Source organism: Halomonas korlensis (genome assembly GCF_900116705.1).
Lineage (GTDB): Bacteria > Pseudomonadota > Gammaproteobacteria > Pseudomonadales > Halomonadaceae > Halomonas > Halomonas korlensis.
Genome location: NZ_FPBP01000001.1, coordinates 19,566 through 40,053, shown reverse-complemented (window position 1 = coordinate 40,053; position 20,488 = coordinate 19,566). Strand labels below are relative to the sequence as shown.

Annotated in this window: 16 protein-coding genes and 1 pseudogene; 7 read left to right on the top strand and 10 right to left on the bottom strand. The window is 60.6% G+C overall.

What is annotated here, in order from left to right:
- Positions 1-19 precede the first annotated feature (19 nt).
- On the bottom strand, positions 20-2,173 hold the full coding sequence (locus tag BM341_RS00160) for a heavy metal translocating P-type ATPase (protein WP_089791709.1): 2,154 nt from the start codon (positions 2,171-2,173) through the stop codon (positions 20-22).
- Between the two features lie 687 nt (positions 2,174-2,860).
- On the opposite strand from BM341_RS00160, the gene BM341_RS00155 reads away from it, so the two are divergent.
- Complete coding sequence (locus BM341_RS00155) at positions 2,861-3,409, top strand: YaeQ family protein (RefSeq protein ID WP_089791707.1); 549 nt, start codon at positions 2,861-2,863, stop codon at positions 3,407-3,409.
- 45 nt (positions 3,410-3,454) lie between these two features.
- Here the strand turns inward: BM341_RS00155 and BM341_RS00150 are convergent, their stop codons facing one another.
- Positions 3,455-5,161 (bottom strand): potassium/proton antiporter, encoded by a 1,707-nt coding sequence (locus BM341_RS00150; protein WP_089791705.1) that lies wholly within the window; start codon positions 5,159-5,161, stop codon positions 3,455-3,457.
- Positions 5,162-5,325: 164 nt separating this feature from the next.
- Between BM341_RS00150 and BM341_RS00145 the strand changes: the two genes are divergently transcribed.
- Both BM341_RS00145 and BM341_RS00140 read left to right on the top strand, forming a co-directional pair.
- Complete coding sequence (locus tag BM341_RS00145) at positions 5,326-6,597, top strand: ABC transporter substrate-binding protein (protein WP_089791703.1); 1,272 nt, start codon at positions 5,326-5,328, stop codon at positions 6,595-6,597.
- Position 6,598: 1 nt separating this feature from the next.
- The gene (locus tag BM341_RS00140) at positions 6,599-7,984 is read left to right on the top strand and encodes a 3'-5' exonuclease family protein (RefSeq protein WP_089791701.1); all 1,386 of its coding nucleotides are present in this window, start codon (positions 6,599-6,601) and stop codon (positions 7,982-7,984) included.
- Between the two features lie 5 nt (positions 7,985-7,989).
- Here the strand turns inward: BM341_RS00140 and BM341_RS00135 are convergent, their stop codons facing one another.
- The 3 genes and pseudogenes from BM341_RS00135 to BM341_RS00125 all read right to left on the bottom strand — a co-directional run.
- Positions 7,990-8,802 carry an alpha/beta fold hydrolase gene (locus BM341_RS00135; protein ID WP_089791699.1) on the bottom strand — a complete coding sequence of 271 codons (813 nt, stop codon included), beginning with the start codon at positions 8,800-8,802 and terminating at the stop codon, positions 7,990-7,992.
- Between the two features lie 23 nt (positions 8,803-8,825).
- Positions 8,826-9,509: a 7-cyano-7-deazaguanine/7-aminomethyl-7-deazaguanine transporter gene (locus BM341_RS00130; RefSeq protein WP_089791697.1), complete on the bottom strand. Its 684-nt coding sequence runs from the start codon at positions 9,507-9,509 to the stop codon at positions 8,826-8,828.
- Positions 9,510-9,735: 226 nt separating this feature from the next.
- Positions 9,736-11,679: pseudogene (locus tag BM341_RS00125) on the bottom strand (propionyl-CoA synthetase); the annotation flags it as partial.
- 285 nt (positions 11,680-11,964) lie between these two features.
- On the opposite strand from BM341_RS00125, the gene BM341_RS00120 reads away from it, so the two are divergent.
- On the top strand, positions 11,965-12,294 hold the full coding sequence (locus tag BM341_RS00120) for an ArsR/SmtB family transcription factor (protein WP_089791693.1): 330 nt from the start codon (positions 11,965-11,967) through the stop codon (positions 12,292-12,294).
- A 12-nt stretch (positions 12,295-12,306) separates the two neighbouring features.
- Here the strand turns inward: BM341_RS00120 and sohB are convergent, their stop codons facing one another.
- From sohB to BM341_RS00095, 5 genes are all read right to left on the bottom strand, one after another.
- Positions 12,307-13,347: a protease SohB gene (gene sohB / locus BM341_RS00115; RefSeq protein ID WP_089791691.1), complete on the bottom strand. Its 1,041-nt coding sequence runs from the start codon at positions 13,345-13,347 to the stop codon at positions 12,307-12,309.
- Positions 13,348-13,460: 113 nt separating this feature from the next.
- Entirely contained in the window at positions 13,461-14,234 is a 774-nt protein-coding gene (gene nudC, locus BM341_RS00110) for an NAD(+) diphosphatase (protein WP_089791689.1), read from the bottom strand.
- A complete protein-coding gene (dnaQ, locus tag BM341_RS00105; protein WP_089791687.1) occupies positions 14,234-14,986 on the bottom strand; it encodes a DNA polymerase III subunit epsilon in 753 nt (250 codons plus the stop codon). The genes nudC and dnaQ overlap by 1 nt, the downstream gene beginning before the upstream one ends.
- 69 nt (positions 14,987-15,055) lie before the next feature.
- The gene (rnhA, locus tag BM341_RS00100) at positions 15,056-15,526 is read right to left on the bottom strand and encodes a ribonuclease HI (protein ID WP_089791685.1); all 471 of its coding nucleotides are present in this window, start codon (positions 15,524-15,526) and stop codon (positions 15,056-15,058) included.
- Positions 15,519-16,307, bottom strand: coding sequence for a class I SAM-dependent methyltransferase (locus BM341_RS00095; RefSeq protein WP_089791683.1), 789 nt, complete (start codon positions 16,305-16,307; stop codon positions 15,519-15,521). The genes rnhA and BM341_RS00095 overlap by 8 nt, the downstream gene beginning before the upstream one ends.
- Before the next feature lie 175 nt (positions 16,308-16,482).
- Here BM341_RS00095 and gloB point away from each other — a divergent pair, with 175 nt between their 5' ends.
- The 3 genes from gloB to BM341_RS00080 all read left to right on the top strand — a co-directional run bounded on the left by gloB (position 16,483) and on the right by BM341_RS00080 (position 20,478).
- Positions 16,483-17,250, top strand: coding sequence for a hydroxyacylglutathione hydrolase (gloB, locus tag BM341_RS00090; RefSeq protein ID WP_089792640.1), 768 nt, complete (start codon positions 16,483-16,485; stop codon positions 17,248-17,250).
- Between the two features lie 82 nt (positions 17,251-17,332).
- Positions 17,333-18,517: a transglycosylase SLT domain-containing protein gene (locus BM341_RS00085; RefSeq protein ID WP_089791681.1), complete on the top strand. Its 1,185-nt coding sequence runs from the start codon at positions 17,333-17,335 to the stop codon at positions 18,515-18,517.
- 125 nt (positions 18,518-18,642) lie between these two features.
- Entirely contained in the window at positions 18,643-20,478 is a 1,836-nt protein-coding gene (locus tag BM341_RS00080) for an extracellular solute-binding protein (protein WP_089791679.1), read from the top strand.
- Positions 20,479-20,488 lie beyond the last annotated feature (10 nt).

Below are 20,488 nucleotides of genomic sequence, written 5' to 3'. Positions count from 1 at the left end.
TTGTTAAACTGGTAGATGTCTATCTATAACGATACCTCAGTAGTCGCATCGCGTTCAGGGTGACCAGCACGGTGGCGCCGGTATCCGCCATCACTGCAATCCATAGGCCAGTGACGCCCATCGCCGTGGTCACCAGAAAGATAGCCTTGAAGCCCAGCGCCAGGGCCACGTTAGTCTTGACGTTGCGCAGGGTAGCGCGTGACAGGTCGATCAGCTCCGCGATGCCTGAGACCCGGTTCCCGAGCAGTGCCGCGTCCGCCGTTTCGAGGGCGACGTCGGTGCCGCCACCCATGGCGATGCCAACGTCCGCCGCTGCCAGCGCCGGGGCATCGTTGATGCCATCGCCGACCTTGCCTACCGGCCCTTGACCATTGGCCTGCCATTTGCGTACACGTTGCGCCTTGTCATCCGGCATCAACTCACCGTGGGCCTCGATGCCCAGGGCTTGACCGATCGCCGCCGCCGCACGGGCGTTGTCGCCGCTCAACATCACTGCCCTGACGCCCAGCCGCTCGAGCGCCCTCAGGCCTTCCCTGGCATCATCGCGCGGCTCATCGCGTACGGCGATGAGCCCAAGCAACCGCTCGCCCTCGACGAGAATGGCGACGCTCTTGCCCTCTCGCTCGAGCGTTTCGATAGGGACATGGCGTTCAGGCTGTTCCGTTAGCCAATCGTCTACATGTCGAGGGCTGACCAGCAGGAGATCGCGGCCTTCGACATGCCCGGCCACGCCTGAACCGGAAAGCGCCCGGACGGCCTGTGCCCTGGGCAGGGCAAGATCCTGCTTGCGAGCATGATTCATGATCGCGGTGGCGATGGGATGGCTCGACTCGCGCTCAAGCGCTGCCGCCAAGCGCAGGATGCCTCGCTCATCCTCATCATCGGTAAAGGCTGTTACATCGGTGACCTGCGGCATGCCGACAGTCAGCGTGCCGGTCTTGTCCATGGCGATAGTCTTGAGCTTGCCCAGCGTTTCGAGAACGGCGCCACCCTTGATCAACAGACCCCGGCGTGCGCCGCTGGAGAGACCGGCGGCGATGGCGGCCGGGGTCGAAATTACCAAGGCACAGGGACAGGCAATCAGCAGCAACGCCAGGGCCCGATAGATCGATTCCGACCAGGCCAGGCCTGAGGCAAGTGGTAGCACCACCGCTATCAACCCGGCCAAGCCGACCACCACCGGCATGTACCAGTGGGCGAACCGATCGATGAAACGCGCAACTGGTGCCTTCGCGGCCTGGGCCTCTTCCACGAGACGAATGATCCGCGAGATGGTGTTGTCCTCGGTGCGGCGAGTCACTTCCACCTTGAGTGCACCATCCTGGTTGACGGTTCCGGCAAAGACGGCGTCCCCGGTTGTCTTATATGGTGGCACGGACTCGCCGGTGACTGATGATTCATCCAGATAGGAGGCTCCTTCTCGGATTTGGCCATCACAGGGGACCCGATCGCCGGGGCGGACCAATACCCACTGCCCCGGCAGCAGAGTGTCGGCGGGAACCTCACGGGGTTCGCCGTCCTCGAGCCGTTGAGCCGTGGAGGGTTTCAGATCCGAGAGCGCCGAGATGCTGCGTCGTGCTCGGGAGGCCGCTACCCCCTCAAGCAGCTCACCCACCGCGAAGAGGAACACCACCACCGCGGATTCGGCGGCGGCATCGATGATCAGGGCGCCGCCGGCGGCAATGGTCATCAGCATCTCGATGGTGAAAGGCTCTCCTACACGCAAGGCTTGCCAGGCCGCCTGCGCGATCGGCACCAGGCCAACGATAGTGGCGGCGACGAAGGGCCAATTCCCCAGCGCGGGCCATGCCCAGTGCAGGGCGAAGGCCAGCAACAGCAATGCACCGCTTGCCACTACCAGGCGTCCCTTGGCGCTTCGCCACCAGGCCTCTTGCCTTGGGCGCCCCGCGGACGCACCATCCGTAGCGTCCGATGCGACACCATAGCCCAGGCCGCGGATCGCCCCCTCGATCGCCTGGTGTGATGGCGACAAGCCTTTACTGGGCGTCACGCTGACGGTACCGACAGTGGCATTGGCGGCCACGCTCCCGACGCCATCCACGCGCATGACCGCAGCCTCAACCTTGCGCACGCAGCCGGCACAATCCATCCCCTCGACACGCCATCGAAGCGTGTCGTCAGCGGCGGACTTAGCCGGTGATTCTTCCCCCATGCATTTTTCCTCCAGCAGACAGGTGCTTGGCTATCACTGTCTGTGCCGGAACTACGCTGGTCAACCCAGACGAACGAGACATGACAGGATGACACAAAAAAGGCCTCGGTCTTGTGCAAGACAAGATCAGGCCTTGAGCACCACCTGAATGAACCAGCCCACCGATGTGAGTCCAGTTCATACCCGGGGTGGGATTTAGTTTGTGTTCAGAACCATATATTTATGGATGCTATCTCGTTCTACTCCTGTTTCAGGGCCTCTATTGAGCCAAGACGGATAAGGGCATCAGGCGTCATGCCTCAACGAAAACCCAGGAAGGAAAGAATGGCCAGTACGATGACGACTGCCCCGACGATCCAGACGATATTATTCATGAAAACTCCCTTTGAAAAAGCTATTTTCCTGAGTCACTTACCACGCTGATGTCATCACATTTGCAATGCCACAGTGTAGCAACCGATGGTGTGACCGCCAAAAGCGGCTTTCATTCACCACACTTCTTACTAATAGCTTATTTTTTGATTGGTTACCGCAAATCTTCCTGCTTACCTCGCTATCCCCGGGTTCGCCATTTTCTGGCCTGAACGGATTGGCGAGAGGAGATGGTCCCCGGACGACGTCATGGTGCATTGCGCCAACTATGGCATCATGAGTCAGAAACTCTTGAACAGGCAGGCGTTGTAACCTATGGCACTGAAAGCAACCATACATAAGATGCAGCTACAGGTCGCCGACTTGAACCGGCACTACTACGCCGAGCACACCATGACCCTCGCTCGCCACCCATCGGAGAGTGAGGAACGAATGATGGTGCGTCTCCTGGCATTCGCTCACCACGCCACTGAGACATTGTATTTCGGTCGCGGAGTGAGTACTGCGGATGAACCCGATATCTGGCAGAAGGATCCGACGGGTGCCATCGAGCTCTGGATCCAGCTGGGGCAACCAGACGAAAAGAGCATACGCAAAGCATGCGGCCAAGCCAGAAAGGTCGTCATCTACTCTTACAGCGGCCATGGGGCCTTGGTGTGGTGGGAGCAGGTCGGCAGAAAGCTCAAGGAACTCAAGAACCTTGCGGTCGTGGATATCGATGCTAGCTCGGTAACGTCGCTGGCGGCGCTGAGTGCCAAGAACATGACGTTGAGTTGTACAATCCAGGACAGCAGTACCTATATGGCGAGCCTGGATGAGTCGGTGGAGATAGTAATGGAAACGCGCCAATCCCTACCCGCTTGATGTTGCGCGGCCTCGGCTCTTTTTGCGGGGCCGGCTACAAAAGGCTCAGTACAGGCGCAAACCTACGCGGGTCACCTTGTTGCCCTCCATATCGCTGACGACCCAATGGATGCCGTGCCAATCAACGTCATCTCCCACAACTGGATGCCCGCCGACGCGTAACGACACGAAATCGGCCAACGTCATGTCATGCTCGCCGGGACTCAGGGTCAGGCCATACGCCTCGGCAATATCCTGCATTCGCGCCTGGCCATCGAACGTGAAGGTACCGAAGAACGCCCGCACCTGCTTGAGTTTCGCATCACCATTGAAGAGCCGATTCAGGGCCGGCAGATCATCGGTGCGGCCGATGACACAAATGACATCGCCCAATTGCAGTCGTGTGCTTCCCTTGGGATGCAACATGGCATGATCACGAAACAGCGCCGAGATCAAAGCGCCGGAGGGAAAGCGCAACAGCCGTATCGGCACATCCTTGAGGTCCTCGTTATCTACCACATAAACGAACATCTCGTAGTCGTTTTCCGGCAGCACCCCCAGCGGGCCACGAAGGCTCGGTGAGACACTCTTGGGCACCTCGACCTTCATGCGCCTGGCCATCCAGGGCAGCGTCCCCCCCTGAATCAGCAAGGACATCAACACCACAGCAAAAGCCACATTGAAGTAGAACGAGGCATTTTCGACGCCGCCGATCACGGGAAAAATCGCCAGCACAATGGGCACCGCACCACGCAGTCCTACCCAGGAGATAAAACCCACTTCTCGCCAGCGGAACTTGAAAAATGGCTTGATAGTCAGCAACACGGCGAGTGGGCGAGCGATGAAGATCAGTGACAGCGCCACCAGCGAAGCGGGCAAAGCGTGCTCCAGCAATTCGCTGGGATTGACCAGCAGGCCCAGCACCAGGAATAGCCCGATCTGACTCAGCCAAGCGAGCCCATCATGGACCGGCAGGATGAAATTGAGATGCCGTCCGGGCTTGTTGCCGATCATCAAGCCCGTCAGGTAAATAGCAAGAAAACCGCTCCCACCCAGCGCACTGGCCAAGCCGAAGACTACAAAACCCAGCGCCAGGGCCAGCAGCGAATAAAGCCCCGGCGCCAAATCGACCCAACGCAACAATCGCGCGATCAACCAACCGGCCCCCAGCCCGATGACCATACCCAGACCGAACTGCAACACCAGAAAGAGGCCGGTATCGAGGATACCGCCGACCTCGCCCACCAGCACCTCGACGAGCACGATCGTCAGGAAGATGGCCATGGGATCGTTGGTGCCGGACTCGATCTCAAGCGTCGCCCCGACTCGCTCGTTGAGATTGACGCCACGCCCGCTAAGCATGGAAAAAACCGCCGCTGCATCGGTAGAGCCAACGATCGCCCCCACCAGGAGTCCTTGAATGAAGGTAAGATCGAAGACCCACATCGAGATCAGACCCACCAGCCCACTAGTGATGAAGACGCCAAAGGTGGCCAGGCTCAGCGCCGGCTTGAAACCGACCCGGAAGGTCTTGAGCCGAGTCCGTAACCCACCGTCCAGCAGGATCATGGCCAATGCCAGGTGACCAATCAGGAATGCCACCGAATAGTCATCAAACTCGATGCCGAGAATCCCTTCTTCTCCGGCCAGCATCCCCAGGGCCAGGAAGATCAACAGCAAGGGTACGCCTGCCACGGTGGAAAGCCGGCTGGCAAGCGCACTCAAGGCAATCAGAAAGCCGCTGAGCAGAAAGAGCGTATTAATGGTATCCATCGGCATCCAGACAAGATTCAAAGAGCCGATTATCGCATACCCCCCTGCCCCTCGCGACGCTGCCGACAGGGCTCCCGGAGTGTGCTGGTCATGACGAATAACAAAAGGCTACACTGGTGTCGCGTCTTGTAGACGCTCCTGCTGCCTAAGCCGAAGAGGCCTCGATGACCATTCACGCCCGATGTCAGCTGCGCTGGGCCAGCCGTCTGTTGGCATTATTGGGGCTGCCACTGCTTGCCTGGCACATCGCCATGGCATCCGAAGATTCCTTGCCGGCGCCGCCGCTGGGCTATCCGCCCCTGGCGACTGAGGTAATGGTTCCGTCGCTGAAGAAGGCCGACGAAGAGCTGACCGCGACAACCGACGCCATCACTGCCGCCCAGAAAATCGAACGGCTTACCGATAGCCCTTTCATGCCACTGATAGGTGGGCAAGCACAGATGTCGGGAGACACTTCCCTTAATCTGGACACCACCGAGGCGTCACTCACGGCAGAACCGGGCCCCACCATGGTCGAGACACCCGCCGAGCCCATCGAGCCCCCGCCCCTTGTGCCGCTGGAGGTGATGCTCGACTGGTACCCAAGCCCTCAACACGCCGCCCTGTTCGTGGCGCAGGCCCTTGGCCTGTATGAGCAACGCGGGCTTTCCGTGACATTGTCGACCCCGGCCGACCCTGACGTCCCGTTGAAACTGCTGGCTGCCGGACGTGCAGAACTGGCACTGAGCCGCCAGCCGCTGCTTCATCGAGAGGTTGATCGAGGCTTGCCGCTGATCCGAGTCGCTACCCTGATCGGCACACCGCTCACTGGCCTGATGCTGCGCGAAGACCTCGACATCGACTCACCCGCGGGACTGGCCGGGCTACGGATCGGTTACGCGACCGAGGATGGTCTGGAGGTGCTGCTGACGGCCCTGCTGCACCAATACGACATCCGTCGCGATGAACTGGAGCTGCAAAGAGTCGGCTTCGAGCTCGACGGCGCGATGAGCGCCCGTGAGGTGGACGGCGTGATCGGATCCATGCGTCATCTGTTACCTCGCCAGTTGAACGATGAAGGCATGGCGACCCGGATGTTGCGGGTCGAGAATCATGGCGTACCTCTGCATGACGGCCTGATTCTCGTCGCCAACCGGGATCGACTCAGCAAGAACCGCTCGGCGATGCGTCTGTTGGTGGAAGCACTGGAAGAGGCCACGGCCTGGATTATCGAGTATCCTGACGAGGCCTGGGAATTGCTGATCGACACCGAGCCGGGCTTGGATACCCCCAGCAGCCGCGCTGCATGGCCAGACATCTTGAGGCGTCTCAGTGTCCGGCCCGCCGCCATCGACCATGGCCGCTACGCACGCTTCGAAGCCTTTCTGCACAAACATGCCATGGCCGGCACCCTGACCCCTGTAGAGCGACTCGCCACCGATCTCGGAGCGCCCTGACATGGCCCTTGCGTATCCTCTGGTCTTTCTGGATCTGGAGACGACCGGCACCCGCACCACACGTGACCGCATCACCGAGATAGCGGCTCTGCGTGTCGAGCAGGGGCGTATCGTGGATCGCTGGACCCAACTGATTCAGCCCGGCACGCGCATCCCCGCACAAATCGTGTCGCTGACGGGTATCGACGACGCCATGGTCGCCGAGGCGCCCTCCTTTGTGGCCATTGCCGCGTCATTTCACGCGTGGCTGGGAGACGCTTGCCTGGTCGCGCACAATGCACGCTTCGACTACGGTTTTTTGCGCAACGAATTCCAGCGCGCCGGCATCGACTTTCGCGCCAAGGTGATCTGTACCCTGCGCCTCTCCCGCCGTTTAGACCCAGAGCAGCCCCATCACAACCTCGCTGCCCTGCTGGCGCGACACGGGCTGAGCAACCACGACCGGCACCGTGCCGAGGGCGATGCACGAGCGCTGATCGCACTTTGGCAACGCTGGGAGGCTCACTATCCCACCGCCCATATCGAGACAGAAGTGTCTCGGCAACTCAGCCAGCCAAGCCTGCCCGCCCATCTCGATCCCGGCCTGCTCCAGTCTATTCCAGGCAGGCCAGGCGTCTACCTGTTCTACGGCGAGAATGATCTGCCGCTGTACATCGGCAAGAGCGTCAACCTTCGCGCCCGCATCATGAGCCATTTCCAGAGCGATTACCGGCACGATCGCGAGATGCGCCTGGTCCGTCAGATCCAGCGTATCGACTGGCGAGAAACGGCCGGCGACCTGGGCGCTCAGTTGCTGGAGGCACGACTGGTCAAGCAGTTGCTGCCAACGATGAATCGGCAACTTCGGCGACGTGGCGAACTGGTCGGCTGGCACTGGCCCCAGGGGGATCCGTCACCCACCTTGGTCAACGGCGGCGCCATGACCGGCTCACAGGCCAGCGAGTTGTTCGGGCTGTTCCGCAGCCGCAAGGAGGCACGCCGCGCCCTCGAGCAGATAGCGGCCGACCAGGGGTTGTGCCCGCGAGTATTGGGCATTGAAGCGGGACGAGGCCGGTGTTTCGCCAGCCAACTTGGCAAGTGTCGCGGTGCCTGTCATGGAGCAGAAAGCCTCGATGACCACGAGCGCAGGGCAAGAGATGCCTTGGCGCGACTGCAGGTCAAGAGCTGGCCCTGGGAAGGGCGTGTGGCCATCGGCGAAGCGGGTGATGACGGCAAGGAGCAATGGCATCTCGTCGCCCACTGGTCACATCTGGGCAGCGTGAGCCGTCTGGAAGAGATAGCGACACTCGACGGCACCGACAACCGGTTCGATGTGGATACCTACCGTATTCTCAGGCGCTTTCTCGACGACCCACACGCCAGCGGGCTCAGAATCGTGCCGGCGTAAAGGCTTCAGCGCTCGAGTGCCGCGAGGAACTCATCGACCGCCTCCCGGAACGCCTCGGGCTGCTCGGCATGCAGCCAATGGCCGGCATCCAGCGTCTTGATCGTGGCGTCCGGCAACACCTCGCGGAGTGCGGGCAGCGCTGCGTCGGTCACGTACTGAGAACGCGCACCGCGTAACACCAAGGTCGGACCGCCATACGGCGCCTGGCCCGCCGGCGCCCCCATGATGGCCTCGTAGTCTGCCTCGATCTCATCAAGACCGAGTCGCAGCCTCAGGCCGCCCTCCTCCGCCCGCTCGAGGTTAGTCGCCAGGAAGAGTCTGACCGGTCGTTCGTCGACGTGTTCAGCGAGCAGTTTATCGGCCTCGCGACGATTCGCCGGCTTCCCCTCGGCGACTCGTCGCAGTGCGGCAAATACCGTGTCGTGATCATGACCGTAGGCCTGCGGTGCGATGTCGGCGACGATCAGCGAGGCGACCCGCTGCGGATACTCGCGCGCGATACTGATCGCCACCTTGCCGCCCATCGAGTGACCCAGTAGATGGGCCTGTTCGATCCCCAGGCGATCGAGCAGGGAGACCACATCTTCTGCCTGCTCGGCGTAGCCCATTCCCGCCAGGTGGGGAGAACGACCGTGATTGCGCAGATCCACGGCAATCACCCGGCGTACCGACTGCCAGGCTTTCACATGGGAGCGCCAGTTATCGGCGCTGCCGAAAAGACCGTGAATCACTACCAGCGGAACACTTTTACGGCTCTCGTCACCGGTTTCGGCATGAGTATCAACTTGGCTATCGGCATAGTGAAGTGGCGTTGGCATCTCTCTCCTCGGCGGTTAACGGTTCAACGGTGCGCTGACAAGGCGGACGGTGGCAGATCCTGGCTCCCGGTTACCGCTATCAGACGTTGGCTCAGCCAAGACAGCAGCAGGCCATAGAGCGGCAGAAAGAACAACAGGCTGATGCCGAGCTTGATGACATAATCAACCCAGGCGATTTCCAGCCAGTTGGCGGCCATGAAGGGATCTGGGCTGCGCAGGAAGGCGATCGAGAAGAAGGCGAAGGTATCGACCAGATTTCCCAGCACTGTTGAGACGGCCGGCGCTACCCACCAGGCACGGAGCTGCCGAAGCCGGTCGAAGACATGTACATCGAGCAGTTGCCCGAGCAGATAGGCCATGAAACTCGCCACGGCAATGCGGGCAACGAACAGATTCACCTCCCCGAGCGCCGACAGACCGGCAAAGCCACCCTGGGGAAAGACCACTGAAATCACGTAGGAGATCACCAGCGCGGGCAACATGACGCGCATCACGATTGCCTTGGCCGGCTCCTTGCCAAACAGGCGGACGGTCAGGTCGGTCGCCAGGAAGATGAAGGGGAAGCTGAACGCGCCCCAGGTGGTATGAAAGCCCAGCAGGGTGAAGGGCAACTGCACCAGGTAATTGCTGGCGGCAATGACCAGAATATGAAAACCCACCAGTAACGCAACACAGCGGCGGTACTGGCCGGGGGAAAGCGCGAACATCGAGTCGTCCTTTTTGCAAAGCGGGGCTTGCCGAGAGGGGTGAGGGAACCCTCGGGATTGAAATCGCCAACGGAAAATCGCTGACAAGTGAATAGGGGAAGATTATACGGGCACGGCTTCACGCTGGCCATGGTGATGCAACAGACAGAACAGACAGCTAGTAACACTGCTACCGCCCAGGGGCGGCAGCAGTCAACTGACAGTTTCTGGTTATTCGTACCAATAATTACACCTGGCGCGCCTCATGAGCCAAGCCCAGCGACCGCTCTCTCATGGCGTCATGCACGTCCTGCAGACTGGCCGGGTCGTCAATCGTCGAAGGAATCCCGAACTCCTTGCCATCGGCGATGTTGCGCAGCAGCTTGCGAAGAATCTTTCCTGAGCGTGTCTTGGGTAGCTTGTCGACCACCAGCACTTGCTTGAAACAGGCGACAGGGCCGATTCGGTTACGCACCAGGTCGATGAGTTCCTTTTCCAGCTGTGCCTCATCACCGTTGAAACCATCCTTGGGAATCACCAGCCCCACCGGCACCTGCCCCTTGAGGGCATCATGGATGCCGATCACGGCACACTCGGCAACGGCTCGGTGAGCGCCCACCACTTCTTCCATCTCGCCGGTGGAAAGGCGATGCCCCGCCACGTTGATGACATCATCGGTACGTCCCAGGATGAACAGGTAGCCGTCCTCGTCGATATAGCCGCCGTCGCCAGTGAGATAATAGCCGGGAAAGGCGGCCATATAGGCGTCGTGGAAGCGCTGTGGATCGCTCCAGATGCCGATCAGACATCCCGGTGGCATGGGCTGCTTTATCACCACACTTCCCTGGCGCATGGCGCCGACCTGTTGACCATCGCGGCCGAGTATCTGCACGTTGAAGCCAGGCACCGGGACCGTGGCGCTACCCGCCTTGGTGGGCATGGGTTCGAGACCTTGCAGGTTGGCGGCGATAGGCCAGCCGGTTTCGGTCTGCCACCAGTGATCGAGCACCGGCACCTCGAGCAAGTCGTCGAGCCAATGGTAGGTGGGTGGATCGAGCCGCTCGCCAGCCAGAAACAGCGCCTTGAGGCAGCTGATGTCATATTGCGCAAGCAGTTTGCCATCAGGGTCCTGCTTCTTGATCGCGCGAAACGCCGTCGGCGCGGTGAAAAAGCTCTTGACACCATACGCCTCGATCAGTCGCCAGAAGGCCCCCGCGTCAGGTGTCATGACCGGCTTGCCCTCATAGACGACCGTGGTGCACCCCCGCAGCAAAGGGGCATAAACGATGTAGGAGTGACCCACGACCCATCCGACATCCGAGGCAGAGAAGAACACATCGCCCGGAGCGACGTCATAGATGACGTCCATCGAGTAGTGTAGAGCCACGGCATACCCGCCGGTGTCGCGAACAACCCCCTTGGGTTTTCCGGTAGTGCCGGAGGTGTAGAGCACATAGAGCGGATCACTGGCCTTCATTGCTACGCAGCCGGCAGGTTGAGCCTCGCTCATCAGCGCAGACCAGTCGTGATCCCTCGCCCCCAGCTCGGCGCGTTGTTGCTCACGCTGGAATATTACGCAAGCCTGCGGCTTATAGGTGCTCTGCTCGATCGCCTTGTCGATAATCGGCTTGTAGGGCAATACGCGGTCGACCTCGATGCCGCAGGAGGCTGCAACCACCACCTTAGGTTCGGCATCCTCGATACGCACTGACAGCTCATGAGGCGCAAACCCGCCGAACACCACCGAATGCACGGCACCCAGGCGCGCGCAGGCATACATCGCAACCAAGGCCTCCGGCACCATCGGCATGTAGATCACCACACGATCACCTTTTTCCACCCCGAGTCCCTTGAGAGCCCCGGCGAAGAGTGCCACTTGATCGCGCATCTCACCGAAGGTGATGGTGCGCTTGCTGTCGGTTACCGGTGAATCCCAATAGATAGCAGGCTGGTCACCCCGGCCCTGCTCCACGTGGAAGTCCAGCGCGGCATGACAGATATTGAGTTCGCCATCAACAAACCAGCGGGCATGACCGGTGTCGTCGTACTCAAGAATGGTTGTGGGGGGCTGGAACCAGGGGATGCGTCTGGCTTGCTCGGCCCAGAAGGCTTCTGGTTGTTCGATCGAACGGTTGAATTGGCTGCGGTAGGAGTCCATGGGTAGCCTGCTTTTGGTCGTTAGCGTCGAGGATTGTTGACACTCTAGAGCAGAATTGACTGATTGACTTCATACAATGGGCTAATATTCGACAAAAGGAGCATCAGCTTCGCTATCATTGTCGACAAAGAATTGTGGGTAAGCCAGATGGCGAGCATGCGGTGGAATCAGTCAAAAGCGTGACTTCTTCCGTGGCCTTGCTGGTCTATGCTTGAGAAATAGTTAAAACAGGAACGCCTGCCAGCACAAGACCCCGGGCAACCAAGTCCCGGGGATGCTACTAGGATTCGCGAAATTCGCCAGCTCAGGGAGAGCACAATGAGCAATACCCGTAACGACGCATCTCGACTTCTCGAGAGAGGGGACTCGGTCATCAATCAGGCCACCGCATTATTGAAGGCCATGGCCAACGATAACCGCTTGAGAATTCTCTGCCTGCTCGAGGGTCAGGAGCTTTCGGTGACAGAGCTCAATCAACGGCTATCTCTCAGTCAGTCCGCGCTGTCCCAGCATCTGGCGATCTTGCGCCGTGAAGGGCTGGTCAGCACTCGTCGCGCCTCGCAGACCATCTATTATTCATTAAGTGGCAATAACGCGCGCACCGTGATTGATGCCTTGGGAAGCACCGAGTTCGCCTCGAACGAGTGAATCATCGGATTGCTAGCGTTTCTGCCAGCGCGTTGCCTCAAGCATTTCAAGGCTACGCTCGATGGCCCTCTCGACACCCCGGGAAATCGCCACGCCAAGGCGATCGCCCAGCTTGCGTTTGGGCTCAAGCTTGAGATTGATCACCTTGGCCTGTTCCATCCGCTCAAACAGATAAGCTTCACTGGTCCCCAGAGCATCGATCAGGCCATTTTCGCAAGCTTGGCTGCCGTACCAGATTTCACCGGTCGCCACCGCATCGATGTCCAGGCCGGGGCGCCGTTCGGCAACGTGGCGCTTGAAGAGCTCGTGAGTGGTTTGGATGTCCTCAAGAAATTTTTCGCGGCCCTCCGGGGTATTCTCGCCAAACACGGTCAGGGTGCGCTTGTAGCGGCCCGCGGTCAGCAACTCCACATCGATGTCATGACGCTTGAGCAGCCGATGCACATTGGGTAACTGTGCCACCACGCCGATAGAGCCGAGGACTGCAAAGGGCGCGGCGCGTATTCGATCGGCAGCGCACGCCATCAGGTAACCTCCGCTGGCGGCCACCTTGTCGACGCACACGGTGGTTGAAAGCTTGGCAAGTCGAAGGCGATCCAACTCGGCAGCCGCCAGTCCGTAGGCATGCACCAAGCCTCCGGCGGACTCCAGACGTACTACCACCTCGTCGCCTTCAGTAGCGACGGCGATGACAGCGGAAACCTCCTCGGCAAGCCTGGCGGCACCACTGGCCTTGATGTCGCCATGAAAGTCCAGCACCCAGACCGTCGCTCGAGCGTCGGCTTGCGCCTTGCGCCCGTGGCGGCCTCGCGTCTTGTCTTCCTTGCGGAAGGCTTTCAACAATCGCTTGCGACCCCCGGGCTCGCTGGCAGCCATGGTCATCCGCCGGTGGCGGTGTTTGCGCGTCTCGTTGAGCTCCTCCAGGTGCAGCCGGCTGTGCGCCGGACCGCTGCTTCTTGCACGCATCACCACTGCGGCAATCAGGGCGATGATGATAACCAAGCTCAGTAGCTGAGCCAGGAACATGCCAAAATCCGTCAACCACTCGTTCACCACACTCTCCTTATCTGATCACCACCACGACCCCAGGGGGTAACAGGCCACCATGACCGCACATTCAAGCCAATCAACCTCTTCCTGAACGGTTTAGCGTTGCCAACGAGCCATCAAAGCCCTGTCTTGACCTCCGCCAGGTGTGTCTCGATCAAGGCGCGGGAGATGGAATAAAGCGGCGGCAACTGGGGCAAGCTCCGCGGGCTGAACCAGGCCGCATCACTGATTTCAACGCCATCGATACGGATGCGCCGACTCGCAGCCTCGGCGAAGAATCCCAGCATCAGCGAATGCGGAAAAGGCCAGGCCTGACTCTTGAAATACCGGACGCGCCCCACCGCAATCCCCACTTCCTCGAAGACTTCTCGACGCACTGCCTCTTCGGCGGCCTCTCCGGGTTCGATGAATCCCGCTAATGTCGAGTAGCGTCCTGCGGGGAAGCGCGGACTACGTCCCAGCAGGATCGATTCCCCGTGGGTGACGAGAGTGATAATACAGGGCGAGATGCGAGGATAGTTGCGATGGCCACAGGCATGGCAATGCATCGCAAACTCGGCATCAAGACGCGAGGTCTCGGCGCCACATCGCCCGCAAAAACGGTGATTACGCAGCCAGGCGCCCACCTGCAGAGCTGTCGATAGCAGGGAAAACCGAGACTCGGGGAGTCGACTCAGCCAGCTGCGTCCATCAGGCCAGTCCTCGCCGGCAGATTCCTCCACGCTGAGCGCCACCGGTTCATCGTTCCAGTAGCACAGCGGCTGCATTGCCGGACTCCAGCGACACACGGGCTGCAGGAAATCGCCATCCGCAGACGGTGCAATGCGTCCCTCGGCCAGGCGAATCACATGTCCCGCCATGGCACTGGCCGGCAATTCGCGACGCAGCATCAGCTTGCCTCCCCGTCTCCGACCAGGCGATCCCACTGGCACTCGCCTGCCGCCTCACGGATACCAGCGAGCTTGGCACGGTGTGCAGCCAGCTCATCATCGTCGGGAGTCGTGATCCTCAGACGCCCCGGCTCTAACGTGAGACGGCGAATCGATAGTCCCCCCGGATCGCTCGCCTGCCCCTCGCGAGCAGCGGCGGCATCGAGCGACAGTGCGGTCTGTCCACCCGTCATCGCCAGATAGACATCGGCAAGAATCTCGGCATCGAGCAGCGCGCCATGCAGGACCCGGTGACCGTTGTCGATCTCGTAGCGCTTGCACAGGGCGTCCAGGCTGTTGCGCTGGCCAGGGTGCTTGTCTCGGGCGAGCTGCAGGGTATCGAGGATTCGGCAATGGTCGGCGACGGGAGCGAACCGCGATTCACCGAGCTGCCGGTTGAACAGGCGGAACTCGTGGTCCATGAACCCCACATCGAAGGGCGCGTTGTGAATCACCAGCTCGGCGCCTTCGATAAAGGCCCAGAATTCCTCTGCGATATCGCCAAATCGGGGCTTGTCGGCGACATCCTCGTTGGTGATGCCGTGTACTGCGATGGCCTCGGGATCGATCTCGCGTTCCGGATTGATATATTGGTGATAGGTATTGCCGGTAAGGCGGCGATTGAGCATCTCAACCGCCCCTATTTCTATCATGCGGTGGCCGTCACGGGGGTCGATGCCGGTGGTTTCGGTGTCCAGGATAATCTGACGCATGGTGATCTCAGCGGCTGGCGGTAAGGTAGGCGTGAAAAAACAGGGCGGGAAGCGGCAGCACGGCGTGATTCAGGCCGGGGCCCGATGGGCATCGATGGCGGCATTGGCAAGGGCGTCGGCCCGTTCGTTGCCGGGATGGCCGTTATGGCCCTTGACCCAGTGCCAGTCGATGCGATGACGATGGGTCTCTTCCAGGAGCTCTCGCCAGAGTTCGGCGTTCTTGACCGGTTGGCGAGCGGCGGTTTTCCAGCCGCGCTTGATCCAGCCGTGGATCCATTCGGTAATGCCCTTGCGCAGATATTCGGAGTCCGTCCATAACTCGATATGGCAGGGTCGCTTCAACTCGCGCAGTGACATGATAGCCGCCATCAGCTCCATGCGATTGTTGGTGGTGACTGCCTCGAAGCCATTGAGGGGTTTTTCATGACGCCCGCTCACCAGCAATGCCCCCCACCCGCCGGGCCCCGGGTTGCCGCGACAGGCACCATCGGTGTAAATCGTCACCCGGGGCAGGTCTGCAGCCTTGCGTGAATCAGTCACCCTCGGTCATCCTTTCCAGTTCGTGTTCGGAGCGCGCCTGCCCAACGCTTGCCGCGCCGCCCAACGATGAGGTGCCCAAAGGCCGCGCGAAGGGAAGGGAAGCCCCCTGCGGCCGAACAAGTTGTGACTTGCGACGCGCATGGATCATGTAGCTGTCACTCAATGGAAGATTGTGACGTCGACCCAGGGTTTCCAGCATGGCATTGCTCGGCAAGCTGCCGGGCAGGTGAAAGCCGCAATAGTCTACCCGCTCGATTTCAAAATCGACAAACGCCAACCAATCGCCAAGTCGGCCCGGCGTACGCCAATGTCCACGCCATGGCAGCCGACGGCGGCGGCTAGGCAGAGCCCGGCTCAGGCCGCCGGGCCCCAACGGCGCCCAGCCGAAAATGATCAATCGACCCTCGGCGGCGGTGACACGAGCCGCTTCCTGCAAGACATGATGAGGATGAGGCACCACCTCAAGTAGGTGGTGAATTACCACCAGACTGAGGCTCTCGTCCAACAAGGGTAGAGCATCGGGCTGGCAGACCAGCATCGAGGCGGTATCGGCAAGTTCACGAGTGGGCGCCCAGCGCATCGGGTGACGTACCGGGCACATGTCTGCCATCGAGGCGCCCATGCCGAGCTCCAGGCTATGGGCACCGAAGACGCTCTCGCAGACCGGCCCCAGACAAGCCCGCTCGGCATGGCGGATAGCCTGTCCTGACTGACTCGCCCAATACTGGCGTCCCTCGCGCACAAGCCTTGCCAGTTCCAGCGTGGACGACGTGGTTGACATGTCGAGCAATACCCTCCACTATGCTAAGTTTTGTAACGCTTCCCGATTAACAGCAAGGCTTGGTCACGATGTGCAATAGCCACGACCCATGCACTACTTGCTACGCCGCCAGTAAGCATTTCCCCCCGCCAGGGAGGCTGATCGGATGCCATTCCCCGAACAGGACGCCCTGCCTATGTTGAGCGTGACACCGATTCCCGCGCTTGGCGACAACTATATATGGTTGCTTCGCCAGGACACCAATGTCGATGTCTGTGTGGTCGACCCCGGTGACGCCGGGCCGGTTATCCAACTTCTCGAGCGGGAGAATCTTACCTTATCAACGGTTTTGATTACCCATCATCATCAGGATCATACCGGCGGTCTGGCGGAATTGATCGAGCGTTATTCCCCCCATGTGATCGGCCCCGACAATCCCGATATCGCGGGTATCGACCAGACGGTCCGCGAAGGTGATGAGTTCCGTGTCCTGGGGCGGCTGTTTGAAGTCCATGAGGTGCCCGGCCACACTCTCGATCACATCGCTTTCTTCACTGCCGGCATTCCGCCCCTGCTGTTCTGCGGTGACACCATGTTCAGCGGAGGCTGTGGTCGTCTCTTCGAAGGGACGCCGGCACAGATGCACGACTCGCTCGGCAGGCTCTCGGTGCTGCCGGACGACACCATGGTATTCGCCGCTCATGAATATACGCTTGCCAACTTGCGGTTTGCCCTGGCAGCGGACCCTCATAACACCGATGTCGTTAAAGCCCTCGATGAATGCCAGCGTGCACGTGAGCTCGACCGGCCAACATTACCCAGTACTCTCGGCCGCGAAAAACGCATAAATCCTTTCCTGCGCTGCGATGATCATCTCGTTCGCGAGGCCGCCGCATCGCAGGGCGACACCGGTACCAGCGAGGCAACCTTTGCCACACTGCGCGCCTGGAAAGACAACTTCTGAATATTATCCGATGGGCACAAGCCCTGGAGCGTCGCCGGCCGGTGACGCTCTCTTGTGCTTGCGACCAAGAGACCATTGATCAATGACCTACTACACCACTCGTCGGCGGATTCTGGGCTTTGCCAGCGTCGTCGCACTGACCGGCTCGCTATTGGCCGGCGCGCATAGTCAAGCGTCTACCAACTTGCCTCCCCACAGTGGCGGCGTTCTTCCACAGGATCGCGCCGCACCCTCAGCGGGCAGTCACTTCTGGGAGGCGCTAGCGCTGGAGCCGAAGGATGCCTGGAGCCGTCTGCGTGCAAACTTTCAATGGCAGGACCAAGCGCACAACGAGCGTGTCCAGCACTGGATCGCCCATTACCAGGCCAACCCGCAGAACATTATCGAGATCACCGAGCGGGCGCGCCCTTGGCTTGCCTGGATCACGGAGCAGGTTGAGCAACGTGGCCTGCCCGGCGAAATCGCCCTGATTCCTTTCGTCGAAAGCTCCTTCGACCCGAGGGCGCGCAGCCATCGCGGCGCTGCCGGCCTCTGGCAATTCATGCCGGGGACCGCAGATGCGCTGGGGTTGCGCCGTAATGGGGCCTATGACGGGCGACTCGACGTCGTCACCTCGACCCGGGCCGCGCTTGATTATATCGAGCTTCAGGCCGATCAATGGTATGACGGCAATATCAAGCTTTCGCTGGCCGCTTACAATGCCGGCGCTGGTACCGTCAATCGCGCCAGGAACGTCTCACTGTCCCGCGGCGATGCTGGCGACTACTGGAGCCTGCAGTTACCCCACGAAACTATGCACTATCTACCCAAGCTCAAGGCCATCGCGGCGATCATCAATGCTCCCGACGAGTATCGCGTGACGCTTCCCGAGATAGACGCCAGCCCGGGATTTGCCAGTATTCCGCTGACCCAGCCGCTGAATCTCTCCGAGGCGGCCCGACTGACCGGGGTATCGCCCGATACCATGGCCGATCTCAACCCGGGCCTGATTGGTGGCAACGCCCATCCCAACCACACCAGAGCGCTACTGGTGCCGGTCGGCCGGGAGCAAGCGCTGCTTAGCCGACTGGAAAATCGCCAATCGTCTCCGAGCAATACCGCAAGCGAGGGTTCCTATGTCGTCCAGAGGGGCGATTCACTCTCGCTCATTGCCTCGCGGCAAGGAGTGAGCGTAGAAGAGATTCGTCGTCAAAACGGCCTCGAGGGCAATCTCATACAGTCAGGACAGGTGCTCGATATTCCTCAGCGAAGCCTTGCCTTCCGCTAGCCGCAGCCTAGTCAGGACGAATGCATTGCTGGCCAAGGTTTACAAGCACACGGCGTCCTGACACCTTATGGCGGTAACGAGTCCCAGGGTCGACCGGGACGTGGATTCGACCGAGGAAGCCAGTAATGCCGTTCATCCCGCGTTGTTGCCTGTCAAGCGCCCTGCTTGCCGCGGCACTCTTATCTTCCGCCTGGGCCGCCGACCCCTCTGAGGTGCCCACCGTGCATGGTCTGGCGCTATACGGCGAGCCGGGGCTGGACGATGGTTTCGAGCATTTCCCTCACGCCGACCCTCAGGCGCCCAAGGGCGGCTCGCTCATCCGATCCGCCATCGGCAGCTTCGATTCCACCAACCCCTTCATCATCCGCGGCACGCCCGCCACCGGCCTGACCGAGATTTACGATACGCTGCTCACGCAGAATCCCGATGAGCCCTTCTCCATGTACGGCCAGCTCGCCCAGGGCATTCGTCTCGATCCCGACCGCCAATGGATCGAATTCGATCTTCATCCCGATGCTCGTTTCCACGATGGCGAACCGGTTACCGCGGATGACGTGGTCTTTAGTTTCACGACCCTGACCGAACAGGGCCAACCCTTCTACAGTGCCTATTACAACGATGTCATCGAGGTGCGTGCCATTGATGAGGATACTGTCCACTTCGATCTGGCCGAAAGTGAATCGCGTGAACTGCCACTGATCATCGGCCAGTTACCCATCCTGCCGGCTCACTTCTGGGAAGGACGCGATTTTAAGGCTACCACGCGTGACTCCCTCCTCGGCTCGGGTCCGTATCGCATTGCCGAGGTCGATCCAGGCCGTCGTATCGTTTACCAACGGGTCGAGGATTACTGGGGGCAGGACCTGCCGGTGAATCGTGGCCGACATAACATCGACCGGCTGGTTTACGATTATTATCGGGATCAGACCGTCGCACTCGAAGCGTTCAAGGCCGGCAACCTGGACATGCGCATCGAGTCCAGTGCCCGAAATTGGGCGACAGCCTACGATTTCCCGGCCCTGGAAGAGGGGCTCGTGAAGCGTCTGGAGATTCCCGATGGTCAGCCCGCCGGCATGCAGGCCTATGTGATGAACCTGCGACGCGAGACCTTTCAGGACGTGCGGGTGCGAGAGGCCTTGAACCTGGCTTTCGACTTCGACTGGCTCAATCGCAACCTCTTTTACGGTGCCTATGAGCGTACCGAGAGCTACTTCGCAAATTCACAGATGGCCGCCGAAGACCTGCCGAGCGAAGCGGAACTAGCGCTTCTTGAGCCTCATCAAGACAGCCTGCCCGAGCGCGTCTTCGAACAGCCGCTACCCGTCGAGCATCCCGAGGAAATGCGTCCCCGCCTGGGCCGCGCCCTGGAACTGCTGCGCGAGGCGGGCTACGAGACTCGCGACGGCAAACTGGTCGACGCGCAGAGTGGTGAGCCCCTGCAGCTGGAAGTGTTGCTCTTCGACACCCAGTTCGAGCGCGTGGTCCAGCCCCTGTTGCGAAACCTGTCGCGCCTGGGTATCGAGGGCAGGATTCGTGTTGTCGACGTCAACCAATACCTCAATCGGTTGCGCCGCTTCGATTTCGACATCATCGTCGGCAGCTTCCCTCAGTCGGCGAATCCGGGTAACGAGCAGCGCGATTTCTGGACCAGCCCTTATGCCGATGTACCCCAAAGCCGCAACCTTATCGGCCTGGCCGACCCGACGATTGATGCCCTGGTCGAAAAGCTGATCGCCGCCGACTCCCGGGACGCCCTCGATACGGCGGCCCAAGCCCTCGACAGGGTGTTGCGCTGGGGCTTCTACGTCATTCCCCAATGGCACCTGGGCCAGACTCGCATCGCTCTCTGGGACAAGTTTGGCTGGCAGGAGCCTTTCCCCGAGTACACGCTTGACCTAGCCGCCTGGTGGGTAGACCCCGAGCGTGCAGCCGTCATCGAGGCCCGCCAGCGCAATCGTTGAGACGACATCG